A 15,407-nucleotide genomic window follows, 5' to 3' on the forward strand; every position below is an offset into this window, starting at 1 on the left:
CCGAAGGTCACCCCATGCCCACGCTCGTCATCGACAACCTGCACAAACGCTTCGGCGAGGTGCAGGCGCTTCGCGGGATGAGCCTCAGCGTCCGCCCCGGCGAGGTCTACGGCTTCGTCGGCTCGAACGGCGCCGGCAAGTCCACCACCATGCGCATCGCGCTCGGCGTCCTGAGCGCCGACGAGGGCGAGGTGCTTTTCGACGACTCACCCCTCGACACCACCTCCCGCCGCCGCATCGGCTACATGCCCGAGGAGCGCGGCCTGTACAACAAGGACAAGATCCTCGACCAGCTGGTGTTTTTTGCCACGCTGCACGGCCTTTCGCGCGCGGTGGCCACGAAGAACGCGACGCAGCTGCTGGAGGAGCTCGGCCTCGCCGACCGCGCCGACGACACCGTCGAGGCCCTGTCCCTCGGCAACCAGCAGCGCGTGCAGCTCGCGGCGAGCCTGGTCCACGATCCCGACATCCTCATCCTCGACGAGCCCTTCTCCGGGCTCGACCCCGTCGCCGTCGACGTCATGAGCGAGATGCTGCTCGAGCGCGCCCGCACCCACAACATCCCCGTGCTGTTTTCCTCGCACCAGCTCGACCTCGTGCAGAGGCTCTGCGACCGCGTCGGCATCGTCGCCGCCGGCTCTATGGTCGCCGAGGGGACGGTGGACGAGCTGCGCTCCCGCGGCCCGCGACGCTTCCAGGTGACAACACGCGCCCGCGGCTGGTACCCGCCCGGTACTCGCGTGATCTCTGACGAGGATGACTCCGTCATCCTCGAGCCCGACGACCCCACGGAGTCCGACGTGGACCAGCGCATCCTGGCTGCTGCCCTCGCCGCCGGGCCGGTGCGCTCCTTCTCCCCCGTCACCCCCGACCTCACCGACTTGTTCAAGGAGGCTGTCCAGCCGTGAGTGATTTTCCCCGGTACTCCCCCGCTGGTGCGGTTGCGACGACGGCCGCGCGCGAGAGCCGCGTTCTTCTGCGCACTGCATCGTCCTGGGCGCCGTTGATCATCCAACTCATCCTCATCGCCGTCGCCGCCGGTCTCCTCGCCTGGCAAGGGGCGCCGGGCGAGGAGGGAGAAAAATCTCCCCGGATCGCCCTCGTCGACGTGCCCGCCGCGCCCTTCGAAGAAACCGGCGCCGAGGTCTCCGAGGTGGGTGAGCGCTCCGCGGCGGAACAGAAGGTTCTCGACGGCGAGGTCGACGCCGCCATCGTGGGCACCGACGCGGGGTGGGACCTCCTCTCCGACGGCACGCCGTCCACCTCCCTCAGCGCGTTCGTCGCGGTGACCTCCGACGCGTACTCCACGCAGGAGGCCCTGGCCGCCTTCGACCTCACCCCGGAGCAGTTCGACGCCGCGGCGCCGAACACCGAGGTCACCCTCGTGGACCTGTCTGAGCCGGACCCCGGCGAGCGAAGCGATACCACCCTCGCAAGCATGATCGCCGCGATAGGGGTGACGCTGCTGCTCATGATTTCCACGATCGCCTTCGTCGTCGTTGTCGGCAACAGGGTGGCCACCGAGAAGTCCTCCCACGTTGCCGAGCTGCTGCTGACCGCCGTCCGCCCGTTCGATTTCCTGCTGGGCAAGATCCTCGGGACGTTCATCGTGGCCTTTGCCAACGCCGTCATCGTCGTCGCGGCGGTGGCCGCGGCGCTCGCCCTCAGTGGGATCACGGAGAGCATTCCCGTCGACTGGCCCCTCCTCCCCCTCATGCTCATCCCCTTCTCCCTGTCCATGCTGTTCTTCAGCCCGCTCTACGCCGCAGCCGGGGCCATGGTCAGGCGCATGGAGGACTTGGGAACGACCCAGACGCCCATCCTCATCCTCCTCATCGCCTCCATCTACGTCCCTTTCTTCGGTTTCTCCTCGACGGACCAAACGTGGATGCAGGTGCTCAGCTGGCTCCCTCCGTTTTCCATCTACACCGCGCCGGTCACCTACGCGGCCGGGGACTTCACCGCGCTGCAGCTCGCGGCCTCCCTCGCCCTCTCGCTCGCCGCCTCGCTCGCGGTGACGTGGCTGGCCGCGCGCGTTTACCGCCGCACCATCTTGAACAACGGCTCCGCGTTCAACTGGTTCAAGGCGGTGCGGGCGTAAGCCGGAGGTGCTCAGGGGCATAATGGATGGCCTCCCCGGCCACGAACGAAGGAAGGAACCCAGTGCCCGACGGCCCGCTCATTGTTCAATCGGACAAGACCGTGCTTCTCGAGACGGCCCACCCGCAGGCCAGCCTCGCGCGGGCGGCGCTCGCCCCCTTCGCGGAGCTCGAGCGCGCCCCCGAGCACGTGCATACCTACCGCATTACTCCCCTGGCGCTGTGGAACGCCCGCGCCGCTGGCTTCGACGCGGAAACCGCGGTGGACACGCTCGAGCGTTACTCCCGTTTCCCCGTCCCGCAGGCGCTGCTGATCGACGTCGCAGAGACGATGGCCCGCTACGGCCGCGTCGCTTTGGTCAAACACCCCGCCCACGGGCTCATCCTGGACGCCGACGAGGCCGCGCTACTCACCGAAATTACGCGCCACACAAAGATTCGCCCGCTGCTCGGCCAGGCAATCGACGGCACCACGGTCGCCGTGCACCCCTCCGAGCGCGGCCGCATTAAGCAGGAACTAACCAAGATCGGCTGGCCCGTCGACGACCGCGCGGGCTACGTCGACGGCGAGGCCCACCCCATCGCCCTCACCACCGACGGGTGGCAGCTGCGCGACTACCAGCAGTACGCCAGCGAGGCCTTCTGGGAGGGCGGTTCCGGGGTGGTCGTGCTGCCCTGCGGGGCCGGAAAGACGGTGGTGGGCGCGGCGTCGATGGCGCAGGCGCAGACCACCACGCTCATCCTGGTCACCAACACGGTGGCGGGCCGGCAGTGGCGCGACGAGCTGCTGCGCCGCACCACGCTGACCCCGGAGGAGATCGGCGAGTACTCCGGGGAAAAGAAGGAGATCCGCCCGGTGACCATCGCGACCTACCAGGTGGTCACGCGCAAGACACACGGCGAGTACAAGGCGCTGGAGTTGTTCGACTCGCGCGACTGGGGCCTCATCATCTACGACGAGGTCCATCTCCTGCCCGCCCCGGTCTTCCGGATGGCGGCTGACCTGCAGTCGCGGCGGCGCCTCGGGCTTACCGCGACGCTCGTGCGCGAGGACGGCCGCGAGGATGACGTGTTCTCCCTCATCGGCCCGAAGCGCTACGACGCGCCCTGGAAAGAGCTCGAGATGGCCGGCTACATCGCCACCGCCGAGTGCGTGGAAGTGCGCACTACGCTGGGGAAAGAGGAGCGGCTGGCCTACGCCACCGCGGAAACGCGCGACCGCTACCGGGTCGCCGCGTGCTCGGAGGGCAAGCTGCGGGCCGTCGATAAGCTTCTGCACAAGCACGCCGGCCAGCAGACCCTCATTATTGGGGCCTTCATCGACCAGCTGGAGGAGATCGCCCGGCGCACCGGCGCGCCGCTTGTGCACGGGAAAACCACCACAAAGAAGCGCGAGGAGGCCTTTGCCGCCTTCCGTGCGGGCGAGATTGACACCCTCGTGGTGTCCAAGGTGGCGAACTTCTCTATCGACCTGCCCGAGGCGGCCGTGGGTATCCAGGTCTCGGGCGCGTTCGGCTCACGGCAGGAGGAGGCGCAGCGGCTCGGCCGGCTGCTGCGACCGAAAAACGGCGGCGTGGAGGCGCGCTTTTACACCATCGTCGCGCGCGACACCCTCGACGCGGAGTACGCGGTGCACCGCCAGCGCTTCCTCGCTGAGCAGGGCTACGCCTACCGGCTCGTGGACGCGGACGACCTATAGAATCGTGCGCATGAGCGAGATGAAGGTGTTCCGGTTCGACGTTGACGAGGCGTACGCGCAGAAAAACAACGAAATGCTGCGGGACACGCGCTACCTGGTCATCTCGGGGGTCTCGCTCTTCGTTCTCTGCCTCATCGGCGCGATCCTGGTCTGGTTTTTCGTCGACCCGGCCTCGCCGTGGCGGCTGCTGGGGTCCCTCGGTCTGCTGCTCTTCGGCGTCATGATGCTCATCGTGGGCCTGCTCGTGCCCCGCTCGGTGGGCTCGGCGCAGTCGCTGTACGACGCCCACCCCCTCGCCGCGGCCATCATCGCGGAGAGCAGGGGCACCGACTACACGCTTCTGGCCTTGGTGAACACGACGGTCGACCCGGCCCAGCCTGCCCACTGGGCGCTGACGACGCAGACCGTCCGGTCGCTGCCGCACACCCCGGACACCGTGGGGGCGAAGGTTCCTGTCGCCGCGGTCGGCGGGCGCCGTTCCGTGCACGAAAAGGGACGGTGGCAAGTCATTACCCCCATGCCGATTGCCTGGGGCACCCCCGATCCCTCGGTCGTGGACGCCGCGAAGAAGGCCGTGCCGCGCGAGCAGTGGCACATCCTGGATACCTCGCGCCCGCGCCTCAAGGAGGTTATGGCGGCGAAGTACCGCCTCCTCCCCCTCGACGAGCTACCCCTGAATTAGCCCCTGACGGGGGGAATGTGACCCCGGATACAATTTTTTCCGGAATATTCCTTCAATCACTTCCAATCATGACCTTTTTTCGATTAATTTAGTTTCCTAAGCAAAAAGCGACCCGCCGCTACTAACAGCTATTGATCTCGGTTGTTGATCAGTACGGCGGGTGTGATGTGAAAGGAAACGGCTTTGTCGACGTCCACTACCGCGACCTCCTCCCGAGGAAGGTTCCACCGCGTCCTGGACTGGCGCCCCGCCAGCATCCTGGCTCGCATCCTCATCGTTCTCGCTCTCGTGGTGCCGCTGCTGATCTCGGCGACCTACATGTGGGCGATGTGGGACCCGAGCAAGACCTTGCCCAACGTCCCCTTGGCTATCGTCAACGAAGACAAGGGCGCCGAGAACGACGGCGAGTTCCAGGCAGTCGGCGACCAGGTGGTCCAGGGCCTGCTCGAGACCGAATACCTCGACTTCCGCGAGGCCACCGCCGAGGAGGCGCGCCTCGGCCTGACCAAGGGCGACTACCTCTTCGTGGTCACCATCCCGGAGGACTTCTCCGAGCGCGTTGTCTCCCTCATCTCGGACAACCCGCGCCAGTCCGAAATCCGGGTGGACTACAACGACTACGGCGGGACGAACGGCGCTGTCCTCACCGCCGGCCTCGTCCCGCAGCTGCAGGCGGAGGTCGCGGCGCAGATCACCGAAACCTACGCCACGGAGACCCTGGACGGCATGAACCAGTTGGGCGACGGCATCCGCCGTGCCGCCGACGGCGCGACGAAAATCGATGACGGTTTGGGCCGCCTCAAGGACGGAACCGGCAGGGCGGTCGACGGCATCGGACAGCTCGACAACGGCGCCTCCCAGCTCAACGACGGCGCCTCCCAGCTCGATAACGGCGCGACCGAGCTCAACAACGGCGCCTCCCAGCTCAACGACGGCGCGAAGCGGCTCGAGGCCGGCGCCCACGAGCTGAGCAACGGCATGGTCACGCTCAAGGACGGCACCCGGCAGCTTGGCGACGGCGCCGCCCAGATCGACGGCGGCGTCCAGCAGCTCACCGGCACCCTGATCCCGCTGCTGGAGCGCGTCCAGGGTGCGGTCGGCCAGATCCGCCCCGTCGTGGACACCCTCTACGCCGCCGGCCTGACCGCGCAGGCCGACCAGCTCAACAGCACCCTGTCCAAACTCGACCCCGCTAACTCCGAAAACATGGTGTCGCAGCTCAACCGGCTGCGCGACGGCACGGCCGAGCTGAGCTGGAACCTCAACAGCCCCGAGGCGCCCTACCTCAACGGCGTGAACCGCCTCCTCGATGGCTCCCAGCAGCTCGCCAATGGCTCCACCGAGCTGCGCGACGGCACCGACCGTCTCCGCGACGGCACGGTCCGCCTCAAGGACGGCACGGTCCAGCTGAAGGACGGCACCGTCCGGCTCAAGGACGGCACCACTCAGCTTGTCGACGGCGGCGCCCAGCTCAGCGACGGTGTCGACCAGCTCAAGGACGGCTCCGGCGAGTTGTCCGAGCGCCTCGTCGAAGGCGCCGAGAACGCCCCCGTTGTCTCGCACCTGGATGACTCCGCCCGCCAGATGGCCGTGCCCATCCTCTTCGAGGAGGCCAACCTCCACCCGACGCAGGGGCTTGTCGACGAATCGAACCCGACCGTCAAGACCGTCGAGAGCGGCTTCTCCCTCATCGTCATGCTCATCTTCGGCTACCTCGTCATGGCCGTCCTGTCCGCCCTGCTGCCCCACGTCGTGGGGCGCCGCGCGGACAGCCGCACGGCCGCGGGCCCGGTCCTGCGCGCCTTCGGCCTCATCTTCCTCATCAACCTGGCCGTCCTGGGCGTCTTCACCGCCATCTCTGTGCTCACGGGCTGGCGCCCGGATAACTGGGCGACGATGGCCGTGGTCGTCGCGTTCATCGCCGCGAACGGCGCCGCCCTGTTCCAGTTCTTCCGGGTCCTGTTCGGCCGCCTCGTCGGCGGGCTGTTCTCCGTCGGATTCTTCGCCCTCGGCCTGTTCGTCTTCGGCGGCGTCTGGCCGGTGCCGACCATCCCGGGCCCGCTGCAGTTCTTCCACGCGCTGCACCCGATGAGCTACGCCCGCGACGCGTTCATGCGCGCCACCGACGGAATCTACGACGGCACCTTCTGGGTCGCCCTCGTGGTCCTGCTTGGGTTCATCGTGGTCCCGCTGATCGCGTCGGTGGTCATTTACAACGCCCGGCGCCACGGCGCCGCGACGGAGCTCGAGGAGGACCGCCGCGAGACGCGCCTCGGCGAGGAACCACTCGCCTCCGTGACGTACTAAAAGAAAAAGCCGGGCAGATGCCCGGCTTTTTCTCTGCGCGTCACCCGCGCGCTACTCCTTGGTAATGCCATAGGAGTTGTGCAGCGCAACCTCGCGGTCCTCGCCGTTGTGCAGGTCACCCTCGACTTGGTAAAAGTCGATCGTGAAAGTCGCGGGGGTGACGGTGTAGACGGCGAAGCTCTGGATCGTCGACTGGCGGTAGTTCTCGTGCTTGTGGTCGAACTTCGGGGTCTGCTCCGGCTGCTCGGCCACGTCGAAGAGGCTGTTCCACAGGTCGACGTCCTCCTCGGTCATCCAGTCCAGCTTCGGGCGCACGTTGTGCACGTGGTCCGCGCCCTTCTGGTAGATCGCGTCGTACGTCTTGGTGCCGGACGTGTTCGGGATGACGTAGGTGACGCCCTCCGGGTTGACGTGGTGTTCCACGCCGTCGATCTCGCGCTTCTCGGTGTCCTCGACCTCGCCGTAGGAGAAGTTCTCCGGGCTGTAGGTCAGGGACTTGGTGCGGGTCAGGTTGTGGTCGTGGCCCTGCAGCACGATATCGACGTCGAGCTCGTCGGCCATCTGGACGAACTCCTCGCGCGTCACCTGGACGTCCTCGTCCTGCAGCGAGTGGTAGGACGCGGAGTACACCGGCTTGTGGTAGGCCAGGATGATCCAGTTGGCGCCGTTCTCGCGAGCCTGGCGGATGTCGTCCTTCGCCCACTCCATCTGCTCGCGGCCGACAGCCCCCTCGTCCGGGTTGTCCTCGGACTCCTTGTTGTCGTTTGTGTTCATCACCACGAAGTGCGCGCCCGAGTAGTCGAAGGAGTAGTAGGAACCGCCGTCGACCTTGTCGTTGGTGACGGGCACGTTGGTGTGCTCGTTGAACGAGGTGGTGTGGACACCGTCCTCCCAGCGCAGGTTGTACTCGTCGTGGTTGCCCGGGGTGTAGGCGTGCGGGAGGTTGAGGTTGGCGTCGCGGGAGGCGTTGAGGTTGTCCACCCACTCGTCCTCGACGGCTGCTGTTTCCACGAAGTCGCCGGTGTGCAGAGCGAAGGTTGCGTCGGGGGCAACCTCCATCGCGTGCTCCAGGGTGTCGGCGCCGTACGCGGCCTCGTTGTTCACGTGTTCGTTCCAGTACGCGTTCTGGGTGTCCGTGTAGTGGATGAACTGGAAGGATTCCTCGTTCGGGTCCGAGGTGGTGAACGACCCAGTCTCGGAGAAGCCTTCGGACTCCGAGCCGACCTGGAAGTAGTAGGTCGTGCCAGGCTGCAGACCGGTGGCGGTGGCTTTGTTGGAGTGTTCAGTGACGTCGACAAGCGATAGGTGCGCGAGCTTGGAACCCTCCGAGGTCCACTGGCTGTTCTCGCGGTCGATCTGCTCGTCGGTGAAGTAGCCTTGAATCTCCTCGGGATTGCCCTCCTCGTCGACAAGCATGTCTCCGTCCTCGTCGAAGGTGACGGCGGCGTAGATGTAGTAGCCGTTCTCGTCGCGCTCCGCGTAGCGGTTGGTCACCTCGGTGGTCTCGGCGACGAACTCCATGGCCCCCGACATGTCCTCCTGCTCGGACACGCGCAGCATGGAGTCGTCTAAATTGTCCTTGGTATACCAGTTGAAGCCCATCTCGGTGGAGGTGTCCTCCATGAGGTTCATGGCGATACGATCGGGCTCGTTGTCCACCGCGACCTCGGCCACCTCGGGCTTCGTATCCTGCAGCTCGATGAGGTCCAGACCGTTCTCCGCCCCGTACACGGGATCGACCTCGACGGCCTCGGTTTCCGTTACCGTCTCCTGAGCTTGGTTCTCGGTGTTCTCGCCCTCCTCGGCGCAGGCCGACAGAAACAGCGCTGAGCCGGTAAGCAGAGCAATAGTTTTCACAAACGTGGATTTTTTAAACACAGTCAGTCCCTCACAAAGTCTTCGCCGAGCTTATCTACACGTTTTCGCTCAGCGCTGGCCTCGCCCACCGTAGGGTGACCACCTAAACCGCTCGTGACCGAGAAGTAAACCCCAATCAAATATCGAAAAGGCCCGCCAAAGTCCGGCCGGCCGCGCAACGCTTCTCGACGCCATCTGACCGCCCACAACAAGGCCGCTGTCCCGCGGCGTCCTTGCGCTGCTGACGCCGGCTGCTCACAGTTTTCCGCGTTCGAGCATGCGGATGCGCTCGGTACCGGATCTGCGCCCATTCCTCCAATGAAATCACCCATCCAATCTTTTCCGGGTGGGCTACTTTTCGAGGAGCGTTTTGGGCTACTTTTCAAAGAGCGCTGACATCCCGCGTTGCGTGGCCGGGGTTAGCCTGAAACGTCCGCAATGCGGAGTTTCGGGCCAGCGGGTGGTGCGGTCTCCGTTGGGCGTTGAAAAAATCTGCAATGTCGTCAGGTCTGGGCATTGCTGTATGCATTGCATAGTTCCATCGCGGGCAGTAGTCCGCAGTGCGGAGTCAGAACGTCGCGACAGGGTTGACGCCGCTGGTTCCGCGTTGCGTGGCTGGCGTTAGCCTGAAAAGGCCGCAATGCGGAGTTTTCGGCTGGCCGGTGGTGCGGTGCCGGCGGGGGTTGGAACAAGTCTGCAATGTCGCCAGATTCAGGCATTGCTGTATGCATTGCATAGTTGCGTCATGGGGTGGTCGTCCGCGGTGCGGAGTTTTGCGGTGTCGCTTACATACATGTGGCGGCCAGGTATGAATGGCTGGCGGGGGGTGCGCACACCCCGTGTGGGCGCTCCCCCGCAGTTGAACATGGTGGTGCCCCCCTTGCGTGTTGGTGGGGGGCACACACAAAAAACAAGGGGGGTGGCCAGCCGTTCCACCTTGTTCTCTGCCCGCTTGGGGTGGGTGTGGTGGTGGGGCTGGTCACCCCCCTTTAGGGGTTTTATTTGGTTGTTGTTGTTGAGTTGTTGGGTCGGCGGTAACTTACTCTCCCACCCCCTCCCGGGGGCAGTACCATCAGCGCGGGCGGGCTTAGCTTCCGGGTTCGGAATGGGACCGGGCGTTTCCCCGCCGCCATCAACCACCGACACATTCATCGGGACAGGCAGCACAAACTGTGTACTGTATTCGATTCTGGTACTGGCTCACACACCATGAATAAAGGGGGTGGTGTGGTGTGTCAGATACTGCATAGTGGACGCGAACACACGGTCTTTACGGTGCTTCTTGTTGGTTTGTTTTGTTTTTTGTTGGTGTATTAGTACCGGTCACCTTCACGTATTGCTACGCTTCCAGATCCGGCCTATCAACCCTATCGTCTGTAGGGAACCTCGAATGAAACCTCATCTTAAAACAGGCTTCCCGCTTAGATGCTTTCAGCGGTTATCCCTCCCGTACGTAGCCAACCAGCCATGCTCCTGGCGGAACAACTGGCACACCAGAGGTACGTCCGTCCCGGTCCTCTCGTACTAGGGACAGCCTTCTTCAAGTTTCAACGCGCGCGGCGGATAGAGACCGAACTGTCTCACGACGTTCTGAACCCAGCTCGCGTGCCGCTTTAATGGGCGAACAGCCCAACCCTTGGGACCTACTCCAGCCCCAGGATGCGACGAGCCGACATCGAGGTGCCAAACCATCCCGTCGATATGGACTCTTGGGGAAGATCAGCCTGTTATCCCCGGGGTACCTTTTATCCGTTGAGCGACACCACATCCACAAGTAGGTGCCGGATCACTAGTCCCGACTTTCGTCCCTGCTCGACTAGTAAGTCTCACAGTCAAGCTCCCTTGTGCACTTAGACTCGCCACCTGATTGCCAACCAGGCTGAGGGAACCTTTGGGCGCCTCCGTTACTCTTTGGGAGGCAACCGCCCCAGTTAAACTACCCACCAGGCACTGTCCCCAACCCAGATCATGGGCCAAGGTTAAGGTATCCACTACGGTCAGAGTGGTATTTCAACAACGACTCCACAACCACTAGCGTGGCCGCATCAACGTCTCCCACCTATCCTACACAAACCGCACCGAACACCAATACCAAGCTATAGTGAAGGTCCCGGGGTCTTTTCGTCCTGCCGCGCGAAACGAGCATCTTAACTCGTACTGCAATTTCACCGGGCCTGTGGTTGAGACAGCAGGGGAGTCGTTACGCCATTCGTGCAGGTCGGAACTTACCCGACAAGGAATTTCGCTACCTTAGGATGGTTATAGTTACCACCGCCGTTTACTGGGGCTTAAATTCTCCGCTTCGACCCAAAGGGTCTAACAGGTCCTCTTAACCTTCCAGCACCGGGCAGGCGTCAGTCCGTATACATCAACGTAAAAGTCTTCGCACGGACCTGTGTTTTTGATAAACAGTCGCTCCCCTCTATTCTCTGCGACCCCACACAGCAACAACCACCGCAAAAGGGTGGCGCACCATGTAAGGTCCCCCTTCTCCCGAAGTTACGGGGGCAATTTGCCGAGTTCCTTAACCACAGTTCACCCGACCGCCTTAGTATTCTCTACCTGACTACCTGTGTCGGTTTCGGGTACGGGCCGTGTACACACTCGCTAGAGGCTTTTCTCGACAGCATAGGATCACCACCATCACCCACAAAAGGGCTACGCATCACGCCTCACACAAAAGGGCCGATGCATTTCACACCAACCCGTGCCACACGCTTACACCGCAATCCATTAAACGGCGTGGCTACCTTCCTGCGTCACCCCATCACTGCACTACTACGGATCAGGCCCCACCCCACACACCACCACCAGTGGCCCAAAGACCACAACAGTAGCGGCATAAAGGGCGGTTAGTATCACCGCCTCGCACCTGGGCGCATATACACGGGTACGGGAATATCAACCCGTTAACCATCGACTACGCCTGTCGGCCTCGCCTTAGGACCCGACTCACCCTGGGAAGACGAACTTGACCCAGGAACCCTTAGTCATCCGGCGGATAAGATTCTCACTTACCACTCGTTACTCATGCCTGCATTCTCACTCGCACACAGTCCACAACCCCTTACGGTACTGCTTCACCCCATGCACGACGCTCCCCTACCCAAACACACACAACATGTGCTTGCCGCGGCTTCGGCGGTGTACTTGAGCCCCACTAAATTGTCGGCGCGGAACCACTCGACCAGTGAGCTATTACGCACTCTTTCAAGGATGGCTGCTTCTAAGCCAACCTCCTGGCTGTCTTCGCGATCCCACATCCTTTTCCACTTAGTACACCCTTAGGGGCCTTAACCGGCGATCTGGGCTGTTTCCCTCTCGACTATGAAGCTTATCCCCCACAGTCTCACTGCCATGCACCACTTCACCGGCATTCGGAGTTTGGCTGACATTGCTAAGATGATAGTCCCGCTCAACCAACCAGTAGCTCTACCTCCGGCAAGCTAACATGACGCTGCACCTAAATGCATTTCGGGGAGAACCAGCTATCACGGAGTTTGATTGGCCTTTCACCCCTACCCACAACTCATCCCCTCAGTTTTCAACCTAAGTGGGTTCGCGCCTCCACAACCTCTTACAGCTGCTTCACACTGGCCATGGGTAGATCACCCCGCTTCGGGTCTAGGACATGCCACTAACAACACCCAATTAGGATTCGCTTTCGCTACGACTACCCCACCAACGGGTTAACCTCGCGACATGCCGCTAACTCGCAGGCTCATTCTTCAAAAGGCACGCCATCACACACACGAAGGTGCTCTGACGGATTGTAAGCGCACGGTTTCAGGAACTATTTCACTCCCCTCCCGGGGTACTTTTCACCATTCCCTCACGGTACTATCCACTATCGGTCACACTGAGTATTTAGGCTTACCGGGTGGTCCCGGCAGATTCACAACAGATTCCACGAGCCCGCTGCTACTCGGGAAACACACCAACATCCATGCATATGCCTTCACGTACAGGGGCTCTCACCCACTACGGCGCACCATCCCAGGCAACTTCCGCTAACACACACACAAACGCACAGACATGACAGTGCCTGAACAATGCATCCCCACAACCCCACATGCGCAACCTCTGCCAAGTATCACACACACATGGTTTAGCCTCATCCACTTTCGCTCGCCACTACTCACGGAATCACACTTGTTTTCTTCTCCTACGGGTACTGAGATGTTTCACTTCCCCGCGTCAACCCCCACACAGACTATGAATTCACCTGCAGGTAACACCACACAACCGGTGCCAGGTTTCCCCATTCGGACATCCTCGGATCAACGCTTAGTTGGCAACTCCCCGAGGCTTAACGCAGCCTCACACGTCCTTCATCGGCTCAGCATGCCAAGGCATCCACCGTACGCCCTTGACCAAAAAACACAACACAAAAAACACACAAGAATAAAGATGCTCGCGTCCACTATACAGTTCTCACACACCACACCCACACACCCAACCACCACCACAACAAAGCAGCAGCAGCAAGCATGCAAGCCACAGAACAACACACATGTGCCATCCCAGACACCCAACAGCGCACCAACACACAACCACATTTGCTTGCAGGAAAAAGGCCACATACCACACGCACAAAGCACAACAACCACACGTCATGCCGGCATGCATCCACCCGGATTTTAAACAACACAGTGGCAGCACCACACACGGGCACTCAACCACCACACCTGCAACCGCAGGCACACAAAACAAAAGCTCCTTAGAAAGGAGGTGATCCAGCCGCACCTTCCGGTACGGCTACCTTGTTACGACTTCGTCCCAATCGCCGATCCCACCTTCGACGGCTCCCACTTAAGGCCACCGGCTTCGGGTGTTACCAACTTTCATGACGTGACGGGCGGTGTGTACAAGGCCCGGGAACGTATTCACCGCAGCGTTGCTGATCTGCGATTACTAGCGACTCCGACTTCATGGGGTCGAGTTGCAGACCCCAATCCGAACTACGACCGGCTTTCAGCGATTAGCTCCACCTCACAGTATCGCACACGCGCTGTACCGACCATTGTAGCATGTGTGAAGCCCTGGACATAAGGGGCATGATGATTTGACGTCATCCCCACCTTCCTCCGAGTTAACCCCGGCAGTCTCTCATGAGTCCCCAACCAAATGCTGGCAACATAAGACAAGGGTTGCGCTCGTTGCGGGACTTAACCCAACATCTCACGACACGAGCTGACGACAACCATGCACCACCTGTACACCAGCCACAAGGGAAACTACATCTCTGCAGCGATCTGATGCATGTCAAGCCCAGGTAAGGTTCTTCGCGTTGCATCGAATTAATCCACATGCTCCGCCGCTTGTGCGGGCCCCCGTCAATTCCTTTGAGTTTTAGCCTTGCGGCCGTACTCCCCAGGCGGGGCGCTTAATGCGTTAGCTACGGCACGAACCCCGTGGAAGGGACTCACACCTAGCGCCCACCGTTTACGGCATGGACTACCAGGGTATCTAATCCTGTTCGCTACCCATGCTTTCGCTCCTCAGCGTCAGTTACTGCCCAGAGACCTGCCTTCGCCATCGGTGTTCCTCCTGATATCTGCGCATTTCACCGCTACACCAGGAATTCCAGTCTCCCCTACAGCACTCAAGTTATGCCCGTATCGCCTGCAGTCCCACAGTTAAGCCATGGACTTACACAAACGACGCGACAAACCACCTACGAGCTCTTTACGCCCAGTAATTCCGGACAACGCTCGCACCCTACGTATTACCGCGGCTGCTGGCACGTAGTTAGCCGGTGCTTCTTATCCAGGTACCGTCACAAAAGCTTCGTCCCTGGCGAAAGGAGTTTACAACCCGAAGGCCTTCATCCCCCACGCGGCGTCGCTGCATCAGGCTTGCGCCCATTGTGCAATATTCCCCACTGCTGCCTCCCGTAGGAGTCTGGGCCGTATCTCAGTCCCAATGTGGCCGTACACCCTCTCAGGCCGGCTACCCGTCGACGCCTTGGTAGGCCATTACCCCACCAACAAGCTGATAGGCCGCGAGCTCATCCCATACCGCAAAAGCTTTCCACCACCGACACTAAACGATGGTCCTATCCAGTATTAGACCCAGTTTCCCAAGCTTATCCCGAAGTACAGGGCAGATCACCCACGTGTTACTCACCCGTTCGCCACTCGAGTACTCCTGCAAGCAGGAGCCTTTCCGTTCGACTTGCATGTGTTAAGCACGCCGCCAGCGTTCATCCTGAGCCAGGATCAAACTCTCCACAAAAAGTTTCAGCAGAAACAGGCCGTGAAAAGCCCAAACCCAACCAAAAACAAACCAACCACCACACCACACCACACAAAAACATGCAGCACAGCGCAGCAAACTGGCCAATCCTCAAATTACAAAACAGCCACCCCCCACCCGACGAGGGCAAAAAAAAGGGGGGCAACCAAAAAACAGCATCCACAATCCGCGAATCAATCACGCACCACAAACACCAACAAGCAGCATCCCATCAAAGGTTCAGACACCACCCACCGGCACACACCAACCACCACCATCACAAACAACAGCAGCAGCCAGCACACGCAGCACACAACCAACCCACAAACAAAAAATGCATTGGCACACTATCGAGTTCTCACACAACACACGCACACCCTCACAGCCCAACCAGACTGCTCAAGCGGCAAGAAGTCAATCTACACAACCGGTAACCAGAAGTCAAACACAACGTTAACCCCAGCAACCAACTCTGCACTTATCAACTCCCCATCACCTCGCGGCGACGAAACAACACACTAAACCC

Annotated in this window: 6 protein-coding genes and 3 rRNA genes; 5 read left to right on the forward strand and 4 right to left on the reverse strand. The window is 61.6% G+C overall.

What is annotated here, in order from left to right:
* Positions 1–14 precede the first annotated feature (14 nt).
* The 5 genes from BLT81_RS07205 (at position 15) to BLT81_RS07225 (ending at position 6,787) form a co-directional block, all read left to right on the forward strand.
* Complete coding sequence (locus BLT81_RS07205) at positions 15–908, forward strand: ABC transporter ATP-binding protein (protein ID WP_019194287.1); 894 nt, start codon at positions 15–17, stop codon at positions 906–908.
* Positions 905–2,101, forward strand: coding sequence for an ABC transporter permease (locus BLT81_RS07210; RefSeq protein WP_019194288.1), 1,197 nt, complete (start codon positions 905–907; stop codon positions 2,099–2,101). The genes BLT81_RS07205 and BLT81_RS07210 overlap by 4 nt, the downstream gene beginning before the upstream one ends.
* A gap of 26 nt (positions 2,102–2,127) precedes the next feature.
* The gene (locus BLT81_RS07215) at positions 2,128–3,798 is read left to right on the forward strand and encodes a DNA repair helicase XPB (RefSeq protein WP_051011466.1); all 1,671 of its coding nucleotides are present in this window, start codon (positions 2,128–2,130) and stop codon (positions 3,796–3,798) included.
* A gap of 10 nt (positions 3,799–3,808) precedes the next feature.
* Entirely contained in the window at positions 3,809–4,480 is a 672-nt protein-coding gene (locus BLT81_RS07220; protein ID WP_019194290.1) for a DUF3239 domain-containing protein, read from the forward strand.
* Positions 4,481–4,663: 183 nt separating this feature from the next.
* Positions 4,664–6,787, forward strand: coding sequence for a YhgE/Pip domain-containing protein (locus tag BLT81_RS07225; protein ID WP_019194291.1), 2,124 nt, complete (start codon positions 4,664–4,666; stop codon positions 6,785–6,787).
* Between the two features lie 51 nt (positions 6,788–6,838).
* Here BLT81_RS07225 and BLT81_RS07230 read toward each other — a convergent pair whose 3' ends face one another.
* The 4 genes from BLT81_RS07230 to BLT81_RS07245 all read right to left on the reverse strand — a co-directional run bounded on the left by BLT81_RS07230 (position 6,839) and on the right by BLT81_RS07245 (position 14,881).
* Positions 6,839–8,644 (reverse strand): purple acid phosphatase family protein, encoded by a 1,806-nt coding sequence (locus BLT81_RS07230; protein ID WP_231286615.1) that lies wholly within the window; start codon positions 8,642–8,644, stop codon positions 6,839–6,841.
* 1,026 nt (positions 8,645–9,670) lie between these two features.
* Positions 9,671–9,788: ribosomal RNA gene (gene rrf / locus BLT81_RS07235) — 5S ribosomal RNA — on the reverse strand.
* A 150-nt stretch (positions 9,789–9,938) separates the two neighbouring features.
* Positions 9,939–13,027, reverse strand: a 23S ribosomal RNA gene (locus BLT81_RS07240).
* A 341-nt stretch (positions 13,028–13,368) separates the two neighbouring features.
* Positions 13,369–14,881: ribosomal RNA gene (locus BLT81_RS07245) — 16S ribosomal RNA — on the reverse strand.
* Together the 16S, 23S and 5S rRNA genes form the textbook arrangement of a ribosomal RNA operon.
* Positions 14,882–15,407: the final 526 nt, after the last annotated feature.

This window comes from Corynebacterium timonense, from assembly GCF_900105305.1.
Lineage (GTDB): Bacteria > Actinomycetota > Actinomycetes > Mycobacteriales > Mycobacteriaceae > Corynebacterium > Corynebacterium timonense.